Raw genomic sequence first — 19,122 nt, 5'->3', positions numbered from 1 at the left:
CTTGAACCTGACACCTTGAACAATAAGGGCAAGATACCCTGAGCCTGCTACACTTTTATCCGTATGCAGATTAAAAGGTATGTTTTTGATGGAAAAAACAGTCGTTACCCTGATACTAGTCACTGTGCTGAGTAGCTTTCACAGCTGGGCTAAATTCACCGTAGTCACGGAGTTGTCCCCGCCCAATCAAACCTGGGTCAATGACCAGGTCGCCGGTGTAAGTACCGAACTGGTAAAAGCCATTTTGAACACTGCTGCACTTGAGGGGGAGTTTTACATGTATCCGTGGGCACGCGCTTTAGATACAGCAAAAGATAAGTCAAACACACTAATCTATAGCATGGCAAAAACCCCACAACGAGAGACATCATTTCACTGGATTGGCCCCGTAGCGCTGTTTCAACTCGGTTTTGTAACAAACCAATCACCCCGAAAAGTCCAGATTGAAACACTGGAAGACGCTAAACAGTATCGGCTTGCCGTACAAAGAGATGATGTAGCTGCCCAGGTATTGCATAAACTGGGCTTTGAATTTATCGAGACCGCAGATATTCAACAATCCTACCGCTTACTGGCAGCTAACAAAGTAGACCTGGTGGTGGATGACCCACGCTACATCAGCGCCATGGCGCAGGCAATGAACTTGCCAGACAATCACTTTCGGTATCTGCTGGATATTGAACCGCTCAGTATCAAAGGCTACCTGGCAGCCAGCTTAGCCACAGATCCGGAGCTGGTTGCTCGGCTTCGCGCCGCCTACCAGAAACTGATTGATACGCCCTTATATCGCAAGGCGCTTTTTGAGTAACACATTTAGATACGATAAAATCGCGAAGCAATACAAAGAATAAGGCGGTTAGCATGCAAATAGAGCACCCCAGCTCTGAAACAGAAGCTCGAGCACTGCAAGAAACACTCGCAGCGCAGGTTATCAGTGAAGACCAATTTGACTCTATCACCACCATTGCTGGCACTGATGTGGCCTATGACGACGCAACAAATCAACTGGTTGGTGCCATTGTGGTGTTAAATGCCAGCACACTGGATATTATTGAAACTCAGGTGGTTACTGAAAGCGTGCGTTTCCCCTACATTCCCGGCTTGTTCTCATTCCGGGAGTTGCCCCCATTGCTATCCGCTTTCGAGCAGCTTACACATAAGCCAGATATGATAGTGTGTGATGGCCAGGGCCTGGCTCATCCAAGGCGCTTTGGGCTGGCCTGCCACCTCGGTGTAACCCTGGATATTCCAACCATAGGGTGTGGTAAAACACGACTCACAGGCACACACAAGGCCTTAATCGAAATGCGGGGGGCAAGCGCAAAGCTCATCGATAATGAGCAGGTTATAGGGGAAGTGTTACGGACTCAGGACAACATTAAGCCAGTGTATGTCTCTGTCGGTCACAAAGTCAGTCTGAGCACAGCCAGAGACTGGATCCTCAAACTCACGCCAAAATACCGCCTGCCAGAAACAACCCGCCAGGCCGATCAACAAGTGAACCGGGCGCTTAAGGCACTGCAAGCACAAAGCTGACAAATCTGCACTGCACAAACGGAGGCAGAGCGTGGAGTGCTCTCTTTGAAATAACAGAGCCTGGTGACTTTGGCCCAGCCAGCACATAAGCTGGCTTTCGAATCGCTAAATGGCTATTTATCCAGTGTAGTCAAATGACGATGTATCTGCGGATGAAGGAACCGTGTAACCGGGCAAGGTTTCTCCCGGAAATAAAACATCCCAGACACAGCACTTGACCAGTAATTTGAGCATCTCTGGATGGTATTTATCAAAGTACTCGTCAAACTTCTCTTGATCCATAAATTCTTTACTCAAACCAAAATATTCAATCCAGAAAAGGACACTGGCGGATTGCACCCCATCGTGTTCATAAGCCTGCACTTTATGCAATGGAGGTTCTGCATTAAAGTTATTACAATTTAAACGCCACCAGAGTTCAATATCTCGATCATAGGCACTGAGCAATGTATCCTTTAAATCGACGATTCGAAATCGGCCTCCCTGAATATCAAACCCCTGAAGATAGCTGTCAATGCCCTCCTGCATCATGCCCATTGGGGTTTCCTCGCACTCACCAGGCACATAATAATCCCTGAATGCCAATATAACCCAATAAATAATCTCCAACTTTTTAGAATCAAACATTTATTTAACCTTTATCAACTGGACTGATGCCTTTATTACCCGATAAGTTCCCATAGAAGATTTTTTACTGCAAAGCGCTTTAACTGATTTGGTCATTTTCCATACCCCAGGATACACACGAAGAGATCTCCTCAGTTGCTACCTTGAGACTGCATAATTCTACTTATGAACTGCACCAGGTTGAGTCGTGTTACAAGCGCACTCTGCACGCCTGTTTGGAATGAGTGTCGATACAACTCAGATACTTAATTAACGAAAAAGCCAGCTAATAAGCTGGCTTTCGAATCGCGAAATAGCTACTTAAGCAGTGTAGTCAAATGACGATGTATCTGCGGATGTAGGCAACGTATAACCGGGCAAGGTTTCTCCAGGAAATAAAACATCCCAGACACAGCACTTGACCAGCAACTTAAGCATCTCAGGGTGGTACTTGTCCCTGTACTCAGCAAGCTTTTCACGGTCCATAAATTCCTTACCCAAACCAAAATATTCAACCCAGAAAAAAACACAGGCCCCCTGCACGCCTTGATCATCTTCTTCTTGCGCTTCATGAAGTGGAGGCTTCGCATTGAAATTACAACAATTAAAACGCCACCACAGTTCAATATCTGACTGATAAGCACAAAGCAATACCTCCTTTAAATCTGCGACTCGATATCGCCCCCCCTGAATATCAAACCCCTGAAGATAATCGTCGATGCCCTCCTGCATCATGCCCATTGGGGTTTCTTCGCACTCGCCAGGAACATAATAATCCCTGAATGCCAATATAACCCAATAAATAATCTCCAACTTTTTAGATTCAAACATTTATTTAACCTTTATCAACTGGACTGATGCCTTTATTACCCGATAAGTTCCCATAGAAGATTTTTTACTGCAAAGCGCTTTAACTGATTTGGTCATTTTCCATACCCCAGGATACACACGAAGAGATCTCCTCAGTTGCGATCTTGAGACCACATTGTTGTGGTCAACTAATCCCGGACAGTAAATAAAGTTTTTCTTCCGCAACTGCTGGCGCAAGCATTTCGTTGTTGCTATGCGGCCTTTGCCAGTTGTAGTAGTTCATTAAATAGTAACTAATATCTCTTTCAGCTTCTTTGAAGGAATCATAGCCTGTTGACGGAACCCACTCTGTTTTTAAACTCCTAAATAGCCTTTCCATTGGTGCGTTGTCCCAACAATTCCCCCTGCGACTCATGCTTTGAGTCATACGATAGCGCCATAATTTTTGCCTGAACTTTGTGCCGACATACTGACAGCCCTGATCAGAATGGAACAACACGCCCGATGGCCGACCTCGTTGTTCATAGGCTCTGTCTAACGCTTTGACGGCTAAGTTGGCATCTGGTTGATGAGACATAGCCCAACCCACTACACGGCGTGTGCATAAATCCAATACTACAGCCAGATAGGCCCACTTTCTTCCGGTCCAGATATAGGTAATGTCACCGCACCGCACTTGATTTGGCGAACTAACATCAAATTCCCTGTTTAGACGATTAGGTATATCCGGCCGTTCAACGGTTGCTTTTTTATAGCTATGTGAACCTGGCTGCTTGCATATGAGCTGCATATCCTTCATAACGCGCCTGATTTTGAAAAGGCCTGCTTTTATTCCTGAGTCAGCCAGCATCGCCATGATTGTTCGACTGCCCGCTGAGTTCCTGCTTAATGTGAATAGCTCGTTTATCCTGGCTCGTAACGCAAGTTCATCGGTATTATTAGACTTCACTCGATGTTTATAGTCGTAATAACTTGAACGCGGAACATCAAAGGTTTCGCAGACCAATTCAACAGACTCAAGCTCATTTAACTGGTCTACTATCGAGTATTGTTCATCTCGTCTGACATCAAGAGAGCTGTAGCCTTTTTTAGTATGGACTTTTCACGTTCCAAGCGATCAATTCGTGCTTCAAGTTCTTGAATTTTCTGCTGCTCAGGCGTTAGAGCCTTGGACTGGGGTGTTTCACCACCACGCTCTTGCTTCAGCTGCTGGATCCAGCGCCTCAAAGCCGTTTCATCAATATCCAGAGACCGGCATGCTTCGGACACTGAATATCCTTTATCGAGTACCATGGCGGCGGCTTCCACCTTAAATTCCTGTGTAAAAGTACGACGTTTTCTGGTCATAGACACCTCTCATTGAGTGGTAATAATACCACCTAAAATAGTGTCCAGTTTTATTGAATCACAACACATCCAGCCTAAATTGGCGTTTGGGTAATAGTCTATCCTGTACACGAGCTTTAAGTGAGTGCCCTAGCAACCTGTACATTGACCTCAAAAGTGGCTTTATGCGCAGCGACACTAACGAAACTGGATTTGTTTTCGGCCACAAAACTATCAAATGCCTGGCCATAGCTACCTCCGAGCGGTTTTAGCCCCACACGCCCCTTCAGGTGCTCAAGCTTCTCAAACACAAATGGCCTGTCTTTATGTACAAACACCCTGATCTCATTACGGTAATAAGGTGCGCAGCTCGGTTTTGTAGGCGCCAGAGACAACATCGAGCAGCCCCACTTCCACCATTTTTAGTACACGTTTCCAGGGTAAAGGCGGCGCGACCCATATTGGCAGATTTAACTGTTCGCCAATGTACTCGAGCAACTCAAACGAAACCCCTCTGCTTGATCCGTTTGCTCATTGACATACCCAATAGGCCACCAACTTATCGGTCCACCCACCCTCAACTCCTGACAGCTCCCTGTCACGCTGGCACTCACTGCAAACCCACATATTATTAGGGCCAAATGTAAAATGACTCTGATATATTTCAGACAATAAGAAAAACGATTGAAACAGGCAGTCAAACGGCACCACTGTGGAAGGTGAACACATTCTAACCATAGACAGACAAAAGGTGATTATCCAGTATTACGCTTAGTTCAAAAGCCTTGCGCATCATCATAGAGCTAAACTTGAGGAGTAATCTGAGGACAGGCTCGATGGCCTTATTTCAGTTGCTCTATGCTACATTTTAGCCCGCAGATTTGGCACACCTATTTTGCTCGCTAAGGGGATTTCATTGCGCCAAAAGAAATTTGTTTAATTGAAGAAAAATACCCTGCTCTTATTATTGTGATAAAGTTCTCTGCATTAAAACTGTAATGCCTACTAATACTTAGGGTTTACAATTAACTCGCGTCACAATGATATATAGTATATAAAGGTACTTCACATTCTAGTGGACAAGAGTGTAAAATAGTTCTTGCAATAATCTAAATAAGTTAAGGGAAAAAACTTTATGAATCTTAAGCTCCTGCTCATTTCTGGGCTCGTGTTAATGAACACAGCCTGCTCCAGCGACGATAACACACCTGAACCTCAGCCAGATAATAACGCTGGTGAAGAACAGAACCCGACTACTGACAAAGATACTGATAAAGACACCGATCAGGATGCGGATAAAGACACAGATCAGGATTCGGACAAAGATACGGATACAGATACTGACCCAGTGCCAGACCCAGAGCTACCGGCATTGATATTTGACTTCTCTTCACAAGGCAAATTCAGCAGCATCACTGCAGATGTAGGGTCTCCTGTAACTTTTCAGGGAACACTGAATCGAGATGATAGCGACATTACCAGTTGCCAATTAGACTTTAATGGCGATGGTATTTTCGACCATGACCTGACCTCTTGCAGTGAGTTTACTGTCAATAATACGTATGACACACCAGGAGTCTATGCTGTTACCGCGAAAGCAAACTTTGCAGATGGTACAGCAAGCTCTCAGATGCTTTTAGTTACGATCAACGGCAATATATCCTTAAGAGCACACGTGAGTGCGAACACGGCATCTTATGGTTACCTCGACACAGTGCAGGATATCAACAAAATTATCATCGATGATGGCGCAACATTGCGTTTTGATATTACAAGTCAATTTGAACTGGCTGGCATCCTTGTATCTTACAACGGAAAACAAGTCGAAGTAGATACCTCATCTAAGCGCTTCACCTTCCCTGCGTTCGAAATGCAAGAAGAGACTCACCTACTGGCAACCATTAAAGATAAGAATGGCCAAGCAGCATTGCTGTCTTTACCTATGTACCCAAATAATCGACCTGTTGTTGAAGAGTTTACAATTAATGGGCAAGATCTCATTGCTGCGGACAATTTCACCATTGATGCGCAGAGCACTTTAGCCTTTGCTGCTAAGTGCAGTGATGATAACGGAGACTGCCGTTTATCGCTGAAACTCGAAGACGAAATTGTTCACACCTCGGACACTAATTCGCTGCAATATACTAAAGTACCACCTGTTACCGCTACCAAAGCGCACATTCAGGCAGAAGATGAACTGGGTTCTACCTCACTGAGTGCTATCAACCTGCGATTGATCAATAAAAATGACGCCTGGGAAAAAGCAGCAGACTTCGACGCCAGCTCAGTACACTCAATGGATGGCAACTACATTTACTACTACAGACAAACGGAAGATTCACGTTTTATCTCACAGTTTAGTATTAGTGAAGCGCATTCGATTGATCTACTCAACGTTCCTCAAGGCTTTGAAGTGGACAGCACCATTGTTCGTAAAGACAATATGCTCTATTTCAGTATTTCTAATCAAACAGAGAAACAGTATACGACATATAAGGTAGATACGGCTGACTTAAGCGCAAACATCATCGCCAACTACTTCTTGACTTCTGCGTCTGACAACTACTTATTGCTCAGAACATCTCACGAGCAAAAAGAGAATGCACTGCCTTATCTGTATAGTATTTCCGATGACGAACTTACCGCGTTAACTTGGCCTGACTACACCTACTGGTGCGATGCTTATAGCGATGGCTTTTTCGTGAATAATGCAGGTACGGTTTACTATCAAAATAGCTGTCAACAATATGATGGAGCGCAAGTACGTCACTTTGAAAGCTTCAAATTTAAAGCCATTGGTGGTGAATGGACTGATGTAGCACTTGACCTGTCGGGCGCACGTCGAATCGAGTTTATGGATGGCTACTATGTGGTCCTCACGTCTCCATTCGACCAATTTAACACTGACCCGAATTACAGCTTGTACTTCTTTGATTCCGAGTCTCATGCACAACTGGCTGTTAGTAGCTATAACACCGGTAGTACTGACCTGAGCCACTATCACTCGCCTAATCGTCAGTGGTTTACTTTTGAACATGATGATAAAGTTTGGCGCTTCTCGAAGAGTAGTGGCTTAGAGCAAGTATCGCTTCTCAACGAACCGACCGCTCCGCTTGCAGCAGCAGACAATGGTGAGGTCGTTCTAAAATATAAAGCGCAAGAGAGCGATGGCTCATCCAGTTACTTTATTGTAAAAGACAACCAGAATCAGGTGTTCTCTGAAAATCTCGGCACGCCACACAGCGTAGAAAATACCTGGCTGTGGATAACCGAAAGAGCTATCTATACCAATAAATAGCCATGATTAGTACATACTAATTAGAATTAAGCGCGGCAGCTATCCTTTATAAGATCGCTGCCGCGCTTCATTTTCAATCATTCGAATAACGCTCAAACGGTTGCACATCAGGTAAAACATTGGCCAATTTATAATAGTTGCTTGACGTTAGGCACCAGCTCCACAGCAGACTGTTTAAGCCTCCAAGACACCTCGTTGATAATGATAACGCTTCATCACATTTTCAACACTCAGGCTGCCACTTTTCACCGCATTGAAATCCCGTTCAGTAATTTGTTGAACGGTGGGGCGAGAGCCTTGTGCACCACTGTCATAACTGACAAAAAACTTGCAATTTTCACGGACAACCATACAACTAACGCCTCTTATCTCTTCATAATCTAGTGCCATAATTTTTGCTCCAAAAAACAAGTTCGTGAACTTTTAGCCTGAGCGAATTAAGCGCGCCTCGTGAAAGCCAATAACAGTCAGCTTACCTATATCACTGCGGCGAAGCCACTTTTTAAGGCCTGCGCAGAAGCGCACAATTCCACGAAAAATAAGAAATGAAACTATTATCCCGACGTTCATTTTAACCCTTGCGTAACAACTAGCAGAAATAAATTAACCATAAAAGGTACAAAAGCGGGAGTTTTACGGCAAGCATACAAATGCTTCAACCAGAGGATAAGCAGGTTGTATTTTACTGGGATATTTAGATTAAAAAAGAAACCTAAAAGCCATGACCTTATGTGAGCTTTTTATTTCAAAGGCCAAATAATACCCATCTGACACGGCATCATCCTAGTTAGCCTTGTAAAAATACAATCTCTTTTGCTAATAAGTAGGCTGTACTCGCTAAAATAAAAATTCAAACAGTCGCAAAATTAACAAATAAGCATTTCTATGCACGCAGAGTAAAAAGAAATAGGACTGCTCTACAATGCCAGTTTTAACTACGCAAGGAAAAAAACATTTGTGTGTTGCCAGCGTAGAGACACCAGAGACATCCAACCTAAATTGGCATTTGGATGATAGGTTATCCTGTACGCCAATTTGAGGTGTCCTCACAACCTTGCACTCTAAAAGTGGGTTATTCAAAAACGAATCATTAGTAATTATCTGAATGCTGAGCTGTAATGTGCGGTAATTATAACTAATTCTGCAAGCTGATATATTAAAGATCCAAAACATAACAAGAGTTCTATGTTTGTGTTACGTGCAATAAAGTACATAAATAGCAACCACATTTTAGTTTCCTATTTATACATTATTTGCGAAGCACTCTGTAAACTTAATAAATTTATAAGGGCGTTAAGATGAGTGGAAAGAAATATATAACGGATTGCAAAAGACTACAAAGGCACTTGCAGATTATACTGAGTCTAGTCGCCTTCAGCTAGCTGCGGGTATGCAACTAAATGACTTTAGCCAGGCTATGGCCGCTTCAAAAGTATTTACTACTGCCAGCGCTGCGTTAGCATTCACAGGAGAGTTGTTACAATTACTGGGCGTTTTTGGACCTTCCCCAGAAGAGCAAATCATAAAAAAGATATACCCACTTTTAATGCAGATCTTATCTACGATTACATCAAGGATAAAACAGAAGGCAACCGTTTTATGTTTGTTATGCAGTCGACCAAAAAGAGTGATGATCAGGGTATTAATTATGACTTGAGCGCTTTTGAAACGTTCGTGGGATATGCACATACAAAAGGCAAACAAACACAGATTTGGGGCTATAAACCGGGAGAACTGACTAAGCGCATATTGTATGTTGGAGTTCATGTTTAATACAGGGCTGTCATCTGAAACTTATCGGTTGTAGGGGAAACTAGAGGCCGTTCAGTATTCTGTGCCCGCGAATTTAGTTACAGCCTCACAATCTATTCAAGCACAGGGCTGACAAATATGCCCTGCCCGATCAGAGGTTGGCAGGGCAATTTAACTAACGACGTCTGCGTATTGCACAGGCACCCGCGAAGAATAACATCAGGAAATGAAGGCTGCCGCCAGAGCCCCCGTCATTAGACTTGCCCGTGTCAGGTGTTTTATTATCACTGCCGTCGTCTTTTCCTGGTGTCTGGCCACTGCCATTATCGCTTCCACCATCGGAGTTATCGCCACCCGGGTTTTCGTCCCCCCCATCGGAGCCATCACCGTCTTCTCCGTCTGGTTTTTCGTTTTCAGACTGTTCAATAGATAGCTGTATGCTTGCACTCGAAACAACTGTTTGCTGCCACATGGCATCAACCGACAACTCGATAATACCAGAATCAGCAAACTGAGTGGTTAACTTGCCCGTTTGAGAACCCGAAGCAATGGGTTCACCAGCAACAAACCACTGATAATTTAAATCGAGCGGCTCACTGGACGTTAAACTTGCCAGAAATTCCACATTTTGACCCTGCACAACTTCATCTGGCTGCACAATCACCAGTCCGGAAATTTTCGGCGAAATAAGATCAACCAGCTTTTGTGAAGACTCTAATAACTTGCCATCCTGGTACACTTCCCGGGTCACAGTATAAATGCCAGGTTGTTCGTACTGATGCTCAGGCTCGGCTTCATGAGAAACAGACCCATCACCAAACCGCCAAAAGTACTGGGCGTCACTTGCCACTGCCGTGCAGGTCAAAAAACATAAAAGACCGGTCATTACTTTGTACATAGTCACTCCTTGATAGTGATATTGAATCATACACAACACTAAAACCGTGTTCACTTTCCTCAGCTAACGCCAAGACTATTTTAACATAAAAGTTACAAAAATTCGATATACCTCCAATCTCAACGAATAAACACCCAAAATAAATGATTTCACATTGGTTTTTCATTCAGTAACAGTGACGTCATTGCCGTTGATAGGGTAACGATTTAAAGCGTATGTCTGCTAACAGGCACACGCTGTATCCTTATTGTTGAAAGGCCATACCATAAGTACTTAATGCCCCCTCACACAGTCGCCAGTTCAAAATCCCACGCGCGGGTGCGCCTGAATCGATGAAAGTAGGTGCCCAGCGCAACTTGCGGAACAGGACACTATGTGCCTGTGAAATGGCCCCAGAACGAACAGCCTCTTGCCTGGCCAGCTCGCACTGCTTCCAATCCTGAGCGTCGCTGGTAGGTAATTGTAAATCGGTTATATCGTAGCTAGCAGGACAAGACTTCCCACGCTGCACACAAGCATTTTTCATTTCCTGAATTTTATTCTCGCAAACATATCCAAAGGGGTTATCACGACAGAACTGGGCTGCGGTGAAGGAAAACCAGGCATTGTCATAGGCCAGATCTTTGATGCGTTCGACAGCCAGGCGTTGTGTCTCGGGCAGATAGGCATAATAGCTGGTGAGCAAACTTGCAGCTCTTTGCTCATCCAAAATAGCTTGTTTAAAGTCATCTTCGAGTTCACTGATCAACCACTTGGTTGCATTTCTCACTATCTGATAATCTGGCACCAGCGCGCGTAATGGCAAAGATGATTTGTCGTAGCGGGTTGTGTAATAACGCACCACATTGTAATCGCTGAGCGATGTTAGCTGGCTATTAAATCCTGTTTTCGCGTATTTAACCGCCTCATAAAACATGTCAAAACAAGGCTGTGGATTATCCAAAGAGCAGGTAATGATATTGTTAGGTATAACAGTAAGTAGCTGCTTTGGGTCGCCCCCTTGCTGTACCGCCCTCACTGTAATTTTGACCGACGATTTGATATCGTGCTGCAAATAATTAAGTTGCCCACCGACATTAAATGCGCCCCCGTACAAATCAACATCCAGGTACCCACCGATATCAGACTTATCTTTGTTGCTCCCATAATCAATCTTTAAATTAACCAGGACATTTGCACCATACTCAATACCCGTTACAAACTCATCACCAACCAAATCTTGTATCTGAGTCTGGTGATTCTGGGCTATTTTCTCTCCAACCTGTGATAGGGTATATCCAATATTTTGATTCACTGGCAAAAACACACGCTTTTTCGGCGTGCTGGAAGCACTGAATGTGTAAGAGCTTGAATACGTGCTGGATGCCATTTCTTTTGCAAGCGAAGCTCCGGCAGACACACGCACCACAGGAAAATTCACATCAGTATCAACACTGCCATTAAGCATGCTCAGCATGTCATCGTAATTCATGTCGATGCCGGTTTTAAATTGCAGCTCGGTATTACCAAAGCTTTCGTCAGTAACACCTTTGATTGGCTGAACGTTCAGAAAACGCTTTTTTTGGCTATCATAAGCCGTGCCGATCTCTATGTGATCGTTGATAAGCCCTGAAATGACAGAGCCTGTAAGGTTGTTATTAGTTATCTGAGTATCAGCACTGTATGTACAACAGCTCACAACTGCCAGCGCTATCGCCAGTAATGCAGGGTAAATTGGTTTCATATCATCTTCCTTAACGAACCGTCACCAGATAGTCTTCGACTTCACCATAATGAATACGAGTACACGCATTGTCCGAGCCTCCGCCAGCATCGGTAGCAATGCGCATCATAGTCAAACCTTCAGGCACTGTTGCGGGCACATCCAACAAAAACTTAAAAACGCCTGATGATGCGGAGTGATACACCATTTCAGATTGCTCAAACTGACCATTGTGATCCCAGTCTAACCATACCCGAACAGCCACGTATGAAGGAAACTCCGGTTCTTTATTTCCCGGCTTAATGGTGACTTTCGATGTTTGATTCGCCCTAAGTAAAATCACTTTTCCCGAAATCAAGCTGTGGCCGTGTTTTTCAGACTGGTGCGTAAAGTCATCCACCGTTACTTCAGAGATCCACTCCCATTCGTGATCATAACTGCGATTATCGCAATACGATCTCGGCAGCACTGTGGTTTTAAGAGCAACCGGCTCATATTCAGGAGGCAATATCGCGCATGCCTGACCCACACTGGTGCCTGCATACCATTGATATGGGTTGGTAAAATCAGCGTTTGCAAAGGTCAGGTACTGAGCTTTACCCGCTGCTAATGCAGCGTCAGAGAGCCATAGCTCTTTTAGCTGGCGAAGCTTTTCTTCTTTCCCGACAATGTCAGTTGTGCCATGCATCCGCTCCCACAGCTCAACCAACAAGCCATCGTAACACTTGCTCAGCCAGGCAAATCGGCCCTTCGCCTGCTCCACCGTAAGTAAATCACCTAACTCGCTGAACCTGGCTTGCTGGTGTGTATGTGAGTTTTGCTCTGACGCTAACGCCAGAGCGGACCGGTTTAAAGCTACACACAAGATGAGTAAAACCAACAAAAATCTGAGTATATTCATGGGATATCCTTATCTTAATACATCACTGATGGCACTATAATCACGTAAATAAATCAGATTATCGGCCTCGTAATCAATGCAGTGATTACCTTCCGGGTTGCGTTCACAGTAATCCACCAAATCGGCATATAAGTTAGCGTTAGCACGGCTCTTAGTCTCAATATCCTGCAGCTGTTCAAGTTGCTGTGCAGAAAATTGTGCTGCGTAATAACGCTGCAGGTTTTTTGCACGGCGATAGACCAATCGCTCATCTATCCAGCGTGCCGTCAGCTCTTTGACGATCAATTGAGTCAAGTAGTTAGCCGGTGTATAGCCACTATCTGGGATAAGCTGCTGGAGATCTGCACCGGAATCCAGATAACTGGCTGTATATACGTCAGTAATATTGTAGTCATCCAGTGAATTAAACTGATTGACATAGTCTGTTTTTAGATAATGTATCGCGGCTTCAAACAGGTTGAAGCAGGGCTCAGGGTTGAACAATGTGCAGTGCATGATACCGTTAGGTATGACTTGTAGCAGCCTGTTGGGATCTCCCCCACTTTGAATACCGCTGATCGTGATCTTAACTGACTTTCGCTTATCTTCGGCTATTTTCTGAAGTTCACCGTCAACCTTCACAGTGCCTATCCAGTCGACACTCAAGTAGCCTCCGATGATGCGTTTGTCCGTTTCATTTCGGTAGTCAATTTTCATGTTAATGACCACATTTGAGCCATACGCAAATCCATGTACAAATCCATCACCCAGGTTGCTCGCCTTGTTTCCGGGATACGCCTTTGCCAATTCCTTCGCGGCTAGTGTCGGCTGATAGCCCGAATCATTAATGGGAACCAACATGCTCGATTTGGGTTTAATGGAAGAATAGACAGTGTAGGTACCGGTATACCTGTCAGCACTGATATCTTTGGCATAGTTTGCACCAGCATCCACTCGCACCGCAGGCAATTCGAAGCCAGCATCAACCTTACCATCAACAAGCTTCAGGGCTTGCTGATAACTCAAATCAACACCGACTCTAAAATCTATATGCGAGTTGCCCAGATGTTCGACTTGTCTGCCAAGCACAGATTGCAGCCCTAAAAATTGCTTACCTTTGCTCTGGTAAGCCGTTCCCAGCGGCACAAGGTCGTTACTCAGATCAATGATCGTTCGCTCTTCTACTTCATGGACAGCTACGGCGTGAGCATAAGCCTTTATCAATAACAAGGAGGCTCCCAGTAACAACATAATCGAAACCACATTACGTATTTTCATTATCATATCTCCATGAAAGGCCCGTTAGGGCCTTAGTATTTGTCAATCCATGACTACTGCTTCAGACTGTTCAGGTAGTCCTGATGCCAGGCCTGAGGCAAGCGATTAAGTACATCTTCTGTCGTTTCGACCTCATTGCTAAACTCATGCTCACTTTGCATTGCCAGATCACCCACTTGCAGGCCATTTGCAAACATACTGAAGGATTCACCTAGCTGATATTCCGGATCATCTTTACCGCGGCCCAAACGAAGGTTATAGACCTTATCGCTAAACTCAACCTCAGCGATATGCGTGATCATCTCCAGCCCATTTTCAGTTAAGATTTGCGCTCCTTGTTCAACCTTGCTGGCCCATATAGCCTGACCTGATTGCATCACAACAGGGTGAGATTCTGTCAATAACAGCGTTTTACCCGATTTAGTTTTGAGCTGGACCATAGGAATGGTTTCAACTCCAACAGAAATATCCTCAATTGTCAGAGCAAGATGGTTAGCAGGTGAAAACTCACTGGCCCCCAACACCTGGTCGCCCACTTCAAGCTGTTCTATTGGAAGCTGCTTACCATTTGGTAAAGTGATTAAAGTGCCTTCGGCCAGACAACTGTAGACAATTTGCATTTGGGGGTGGTCTGTGTCACCCCAGCCACTGTCCATGTCTGTAGAGCCAATGACAAAAGAAGCCGCTCGTGGCGGTCTGCCCGGACGTGACACATTATCAAGCGCAAAATGCATTATCCAGTGGGTATCCTGGTATCTGCCAAATAATGTGGCGTCTCCAAACATCCCCTCATCTTGCGGAATATTCCAGGATATGGTTGTCCGATCTATCCCATTCCACTTGTCGTAGCGCAGGTTTAATTTCTTTGCGAAAAAATCGCTGATGTCTTGATAACTAGAATCACCAATTGCAGCTGCCCCGCCACCCTCTTTTGTCTGTATAAAGATATTCGTTCCGTGATTCATGAAGGCAGGCTTATCAACTACCGGGTTCTCGACTAGGGTTATTACGCCGTTTTCCTCATGAACTCCCAGTGTTGTAAAATCCGGCAGATAGATGCGCGTCACCTTACCCATCACGTCAAAGCTCCCTTGAAACGGGACCTTTAATTTAGTTTCGCTGGTTGGTGTGCCTATTGGGTAAATATTTTCATAATCACAATCGCCATAATTTCGATTGAGGCATACTACAATCTTACCATCAGGCACATCCGCACCGCCTTCAGAGCGGTTATCAATGGGCTTATTAATGGTCGTTTCGAAACCATCTCGCCCCGCCAAAGGAAGTAGTGAGACGCCCTCTGTACCAGACTCGCCTGCTCTCGGCTGAGCAAAATAGCCTAACTTAGCCAGCAATGTATCCTTAGAATACTCCACCACAATGTTTCGGTCTTCAACAATTTGCTTATTGTCGGCCCCCTTATATACTGAGGTTACCCAACCATCGGCAAAAATACGCTCTGAAGCGGCAAGCTTAGGAAGAATATCTTGTACCTTTGCGAAGGAATAAACGGATTTGCGTTTAGCCTCCTGCCCGTCGCCAAAGTACTCATTGTATGCCAGTTGGGTGAGCTGCTCGCCTTTCTCATTGGTTAAGTGCAGATCTATCAATGTATAATCGGTCGATACCGTTTTACTGTTTAACGCAGATAACACTACATAGGACTCACCATTTGCATTACTAGTGGCGACTTCAATACCCATATGTTTAAAGAAAGAGCACAGTTCAGGTCTGCCGCTCAAACAGTTTTGTAATGAGCTAGGGTTCAGGTTTTCTGTTACCAACTTGTCTAGCTCCAGCCTTTGCTCAATCAGCGAAAACAATTGAGGCCGATTCTTTCTGCTCAGGCCATGCTGTGCCAGTCGCGCGTTTAAACGCTCATTTTTAATCAGCATGTCTTGCTGATAAACTGAATCACTGGCAGCTTTTAATGAACCAGCAAAAGTGTCAGGCATGACGGAGACCGTCCCCAATGCCATAGCAATGGATAAATACAGAGGTTTCATATTTTATTCCCTTAATATGGAGAGTTATTTGAGCAAGTGCTCAGGTCTCACCAGCGGTGTGCCGGAGAAACCCTACAACAATTCATTCAATTAAGTCGGATGGAGCACGCTGTATATGTGAGATATGTCTTTTTTTGTTCGGCAGGCAAATAAATCTGATAATTGACTATATGTATAGCGTTGAGATCTTTTTTCAGATACCAATTCTAAGCAAGTCTGAAAATCTACAGGATACGAAGTGGCGCCAGAGAAGGGGACATAGGTTGAGCTATTTACATTCACCGGTTGTTCAAGTTTTTCTGAGGATTTAGCATTATCTGGCAAAAGACTATTAGTGAATTTAACGTTATTGCCGATTTGAATTTCAAACTTAAAATCAGTGCGAGACCACTCGCCAGCACCTGAAAAGTCAACTTTTACATCGAAAACTTGGCCTTCATCTACTTCTCCACATGAAAAGAGAAAACCATATCTGGAGCCGACAACCACACGCATCATTATTTTGCCCGGCTGGAAGCCATCAGGCAAAGAAAAAGTGAGCAGCCCAGTATCCATTATCTCTTCGACTAGATAGACTTCTTGCTTTTCATAAGCTCCATTGCGGTTGGTATCCAGTAATACCGTTACTTCTTGTCCAACAGAATAGGCACCGAGCTCAATGGTGTTTCGCTGCTTAAGGTATAAATTCAAGGGCTGGTCCAATATCTCTTGATAGTTCTGTGGCAGTAATTGTAACCTGTGACCATTAATCAACACGTGACTCATCAGGCCTGTATTTTCTTCTCGAAACCACGGTGGGCAAGCCACGCCCAGAGCGCGTGAATAATAATCACGGTAAGCAAGCAACTCCTCACCGTCTGTTTTGACTACGTTGATCTTAAAACGCGTCAGTAAATCAGGTTCAATAACATGCGCCCTCTGTAAAAACGGATAAATCGCATTACCGGAACCACGAGACCAGCCTTCATTGGCCCCATTCCCCCAGTCAACAGAGATACGCTCTATTTCACTAATAGGTAGGGTCCCAACTAAATACCTGAACTCGTCATACTGAGGTACCGCCGTGACTGCCAGACTGGAAATCTCCGATGATTGCGCCACCAGCCCCACCAGGTGCAACGCCCCATCAACATTATTTTGTGCTTCCTGTACAGGCTTATTCACAACATCCGAATCTGCAACCAGTATCAAGCAGGCTGCAGCATCATCAAAACTGGCATTGGCCGGAAGGCAAGATACATTCGCTTTCAGATATAACTTGAACGCTTCTTTGATTGTCCAGCCGTAGGTTTTAACCAGTTCATAAAACACTTTTCTGAAAATGCCACCCACACTATAGCTCGACATATTCGCACGATACATGATCAGATGGTCAATGCCACTGCCATCCATTGACGGAAGTGCAAAATAGCGATGCCCTATATCCTGAGTTTTAACATCCCAACCGAGCCACCACTTTTTATCGTCTTGCGGGCGACCAGTGCCATCCAGTATTTGCGATAAAAATGGCTCAGAGGTGCTAAAGCTGCCAGACACTCTGCGCTGTAAGTAATCCAGTACGGCAAGGCTCGCAATATCAGAAAACGCTTGATAAAAAGCACCGGCTTCCCCTCGACTTTCCAGCTGACTATTCCATTGTGTTAATGCAAACGCAGCCTGGTGTGCGACTACGCTCGACGTAGTTAGCGAATAATTAAAATAACTGTCGCCATTACCAAAATTAGTATAAGTACCATCCCAATACGCATGGTTCATACCAAGAAAATTATGATGTACCCTCTGTTTTAGTTTATGGAGACAGTAACCATTATCCGTGCAATGAGCGTCTTGTTCGGGAAATAGCTCATCTAGCTGCTTATGAAAAAACTGCATGGTCAGCCCTCCATAAAAATGAGCTTCATTCTCAGGACCATAACTAAACAGATGATAATAAACTTGATCGGCTAAAGTTTGATCAAAATTTTCAATATTATCATTACAATCAAATTTATGTGGCTCTGATTCATGGATTAAATAGTTAATAGTCTGCACATACGGGTTTTCTAAAAAGCAGCGCCCTCCATCTTTTCTGACAACAAATGGATAACCATCAAAGTCGGCAAAAATGAGCGGGCGATCGGTGTCGCTGATATCATTAAATAACAGCTCCGTTGATGGGCTGGTCGTTTCATCATATTGATACCTGAGGCAGGCTTTCATTGTCGAAGGCTGCGGTGAATAACATATAGCCCCCATTTTCTCGTTGCCGCCTATGCCACCAGCAGCAACGTATTGCCCGTCAGCAGAAAGCTGCTCTGCGCGTTGCTCTTCACGGGAAGAGTGCATAATGCCTTGCTCAGACTTAAGGACATTCAGTGTATCCGCATCGATGGTAAGAGTGCGTATGCCCTCCTTCGAAGTGACGGTGACCTCAAACACGCCTATTAAACGGCCTTGCCAAGTCAAATACGCACGCCTGAGATCTTGCAACTTGGTCTCGGGCTTTAAGTCAAAACCTGCCGCCAGTCGTTGCTCTATGTCAGCCTGAGGCAAACGGAAATAACGTCCATCAGTGGCTCCCGATAGCTCTTGCGCTCTCAAAGTTGCACCCAGACCCTGCAAGACTTTACCGATACTGTCTTTGAATAGCACAAATTGACCACCGATGACTGGTATACCACGATAATAAACTTGATAATGTTCGAAGCGCTTGGTATTCCCTATGGTTTTCACCCGCTGATAACGTATTCCGTTATCACTAAGTTCCCCACCCACTGCAGCGGTCTTGGCTCGATCCTGTTTCTTTAGCTGGTTCTCAATTTCCTGCCACAAGTGCTGTTGGTTTAATAGTGCGTGTTTGTCGACCCACTGTGTATCAGCATGACTCAGACAACTGAAACAACACAAAAAGGCCGCAATGGGGGTTTTGTTTATAGGCATTCACTCTCTCCCTGAATACATATTGTTTACAGAATAGACTTTTCCTTTTAAGTTTGTGACCCGGCTATGGCGCATACACTATAAAGTAAATGCAGCTTTTACTTGGGCGTT

General features: G+C 44.5%; 15 protein-coding genes. 3 read left to right on the top strand and 12 right to left on the bottom strand.

The features are described 5' to 3' along the window. Positions 1 to 88: 88 nt before the first annotated feature. A complete protein-coding gene (locus tag AT705_RS24165) occupies positions 89 to 808 on the top strand; it encodes a substrate-binding periplasmic protein (protein ID WP_058798861.1) in 720 nt (239 codons plus the stop codon). A gap of 53 nt (positions 809 to 861) precedes the next feature. Then, positions 862 to 1,536: a deoxyribonuclease V gene (gene nfi, locus AT705_RS24160; RefSeq protein WP_058798860.1), complete on the top strand. Its 675-nt coding sequence runs from the start codon at positions 862 to 864 to the stop codon at positions 1,534 to 1,536. Between the two features lie 117 nt (positions 1,537 to 1,653). Here nfi and AT705_RS24155 read toward each other — a convergent pair whose 3' ends face one another. The 5 genes from AT705_RS24155 to AT705_RS25460 all read right to left on the bottom strand — a co-directional run bounded on the left by AT705_RS24155 (position 1,654) and on the right by AT705_RS25460 (position 4,776). Continuing rightward, positions 1,654 to 2,163: a hypothetical protein gene (locus AT705_RS24155; protein ID WP_058798859.1), complete on the bottom strand. Its 510-nt coding sequence runs from the start codon at positions 2,161 to 2,163 to the stop codon at positions 1,654 to 1,656. 300 nt (positions 2,164 to 2,463) lie between these two features. Beyond that, the gene (locus AT705_RS24150; protein ID WP_058798858.1) at positions 2,464 to 2,973 is read right to left on the bottom strand and encodes a hypothetical protein; all 510 of its coding nucleotides are present in this window, start codon (positions 2,971 to 2,973) and stop codon (positions 2,464 to 2,466) included. Positions 2,974 to 3,136: 163 nt separating this feature from the next. Continuing rightward, a protein-coding gene (locus AT705_RS25110) for an IS3 family transposase (RefSeq protein ID WP_157576975.1) occupies positions 3,137 to 4,299 on the bottom strand; the annotation gives its coding sequence in 2 pieces (ribosomal slippage) (positions 3,137 to 4,044 and positions 4,044 to 4,299; 1,164 coding nt in all). Positions 4,300 to 4,415: 116 nt separating this feature from the next. Next, positions 4,416 to 4,616 (bottom strand): hypothetical protein, encoded by a 201-nt coding sequence (locus AT705_RS24135; protein ID WP_157576974.1) that lies wholly within the window; start codon positions 4,614 to 4,616, stop codon positions 4,416 to 4,418. Positions 4,617 to 4,626: 10 nt separating this feature from the next. After that, positions 4,627 to 4,776, bottom strand: a complete 150-nt coding sequence (locus AT705_RS25460) for a hypothetical protein (RefSeq protein WP_157576973.1) — start codon at positions 4,774 to 4,776, stop codon at positions 4,627 to 4,629. A gap of 637 nt (positions 4,777 to 5,413) precedes the next feature. Between AT705_RS25460 and AT705_RS24130 the strand changes: the two genes are divergently transcribed. After that, positions 5,414 to 7,576 (top strand): PKD domain-containing protein, encoded by a 2,163-nt coding sequence (locus AT705_RS24130; RefSeq protein ID WP_058798855.1) that lies wholly within the window; start codon positions 5,414 to 5,416, stop codon positions 7,574 to 7,576. A gap of 174 nt (positions 7,577 to 7,750) precedes the next feature. Here AT705_RS24130 and AT705_RS24125 read toward each other — a convergent pair whose 3' ends face one another. From AT705_RS24125 to AT705_RS24095, 7 genes are all read right to left on the bottom strand, one after another. Further along, positions 7,751 to 7,966 (bottom strand): hypothetical protein, encoded by a 216-nt coding sequence (locus AT705_RS24125; RefSeq protein ID WP_058798854.1) that lies wholly within the window; start codon positions 7,964 to 7,966, stop codon positions 7,751 to 7,753. Positions 7,967 to 9,503: 1,537 nt separating this feature from the next. Continuing rightward, positions 9,504 to 10,226, bottom strand: a complete 723-nt coding sequence (locus tag AT705_RS24120) for a PKD domain-containing protein (protein WP_058798853.1) — start codon at positions 10,224 to 10,226, stop codon at positions 9,504 to 9,506. A gap of 244 nt (positions 10,227 to 10,470) precedes the next feature. Further along, positions 10,471 to 11,949 carry a hypothetical protein gene (locus AT705_RS24115; RefSeq protein WP_058798852.1) on the bottom strand — a complete coding sequence of 493 codons (1,479 nt, stop codon included), beginning with the start codon at positions 11,947 to 11,949 and terminating at the stop codon, positions 10,471 to 10,473. 10 nt (positions 11,950 to 11,959) lie between these two features. Then, positions 11,960 to 12,829 (bottom strand): GEVED domain-containing protein, encoded by an 870-nt coding sequence (locus AT705_RS24110; protein WP_058798851.1) that lies wholly within the window; start codon positions 12,827 to 12,829, stop codon positions 11,960 to 11,962. A gap of 9 nt (positions 12,830 to 12,838) precedes the next feature. Beyond that, a complete protein-coding gene (locus AT705_RS24105; protein WP_058798850.1) occupies positions 12,839 to 14,086 on the bottom strand; it encodes a hypothetical protein in 1,248 nt (415 codons plus the stop codon). A 53-nt stretch (positions 14,087 to 14,139) separates the two neighbouring features. Continuing rightward, a complete protein-coding gene (locus AT705_RS24100) occupies positions 14,140 to 16,092 on the bottom strand; it encodes a Hint domain-containing protein (protein ID WP_058798849.1) in 1,953 nt (650 codons plus the stop codon). A 90-nt stretch (positions 16,093 to 16,182) separates the two neighbouring features. Beyond that, a complete protein-coding gene (locus AT705_RS24095) occupies positions 16,183 to 18,672 on the bottom strand; it encodes a M4 family metallopeptidase (RefSeq protein ID WP_167552022.1) in 2,490 nt (829 codons plus the stop codon). Positions 18,673 to 19,122: the final 450 nt, after the last annotated feature.

The organism is Pseudoalteromonas rubra (assembly GCF_001482385.1).
GTDB lineage: Bacteria > Pseudomonadota > Gammaproteobacteria > Enterobacterales > Alteromonadaceae > Pseudoalteromonas > Pseudoalteromonas ardens.
The sequence above is the reverse complement of the archived record's forward strand: the minus strand, read 5'-3'. Positions and strand labels throughout refer to the sequence as shown.

Coding starts and splice junctions, on each gene's coding strand:
- AT705_RS24165 (WP_058798861.1), top strand. CDS start 89: ATGGAAAAAACAGTCGTTACCCTGATACTAGTCACTGTGCTGAGTAGC.
- nfi (WP_058798860.1), top strand. CDS start 862: ATGCAAATAGAGCACCCCAGCTCTGAAACAGAAGCTCGAGCACTGCAA.
- AT705_RS24155 (WP_058798859.1), bottom strand. CDS start 2,163: ATGTTTGATTCTAAAAAGTTGGAGATTATTTATTGGGTTATATTGGCA.
- AT705_RS24150 (WP_058798858.1), bottom strand. CDS start 2,973: ATGTTTGAATCTAAAAAGTTGGAGATTATTTATTGGGTTATATTGGCA.
- AT705_RS24130 (WP_058798855.1), top strand. CDS start 5,414: ATGAATCTTAAGCTCCTGCTCATTTCTGGGCTCGTGTTAATGAACACA.
- AT705_RS24125 (WP_058798854.1), bottom strand. CDS start 7,966: ATGGCACTAGATTATGAAGAGATAAGAGGCGTTAGTTGTATGGTTGTC.
- AT705_RS24120 (WP_058798853.1), bottom strand. CDS start 10,226: ATGTACAAAGTAATGACCGGTCTTTTATGTTTTTTGACCTGCACGGCA.
- AT705_RS24115 (WP_058798852.1), bottom strand. CDS start 11,949: ATGAAACCAATTTACCCTGCATTACTGGCGATAGCGCTGGCAGTTGTG.
- AT705_RS24110 (WP_058798851.1), bottom strand. CDS start 12,829: ATGAATATACTCAGATTTTTGTTGGTTTTACTCATCTTGTGTGTAGCT.
- AT705_RS24105 (WP_058798850.1), bottom strand. CDS start 14,086: ATGAAAATACGTAATGTGGTTTCGATTATGTTGTTACTGGGAGCCTCC.
- AT705_RS24100 (WP_058798849.1), bottom strand. CDS start 16,092: ATGAAACCTCTGTATTTATCCATTGCTATGGCATTGGGGACGGTCTCC.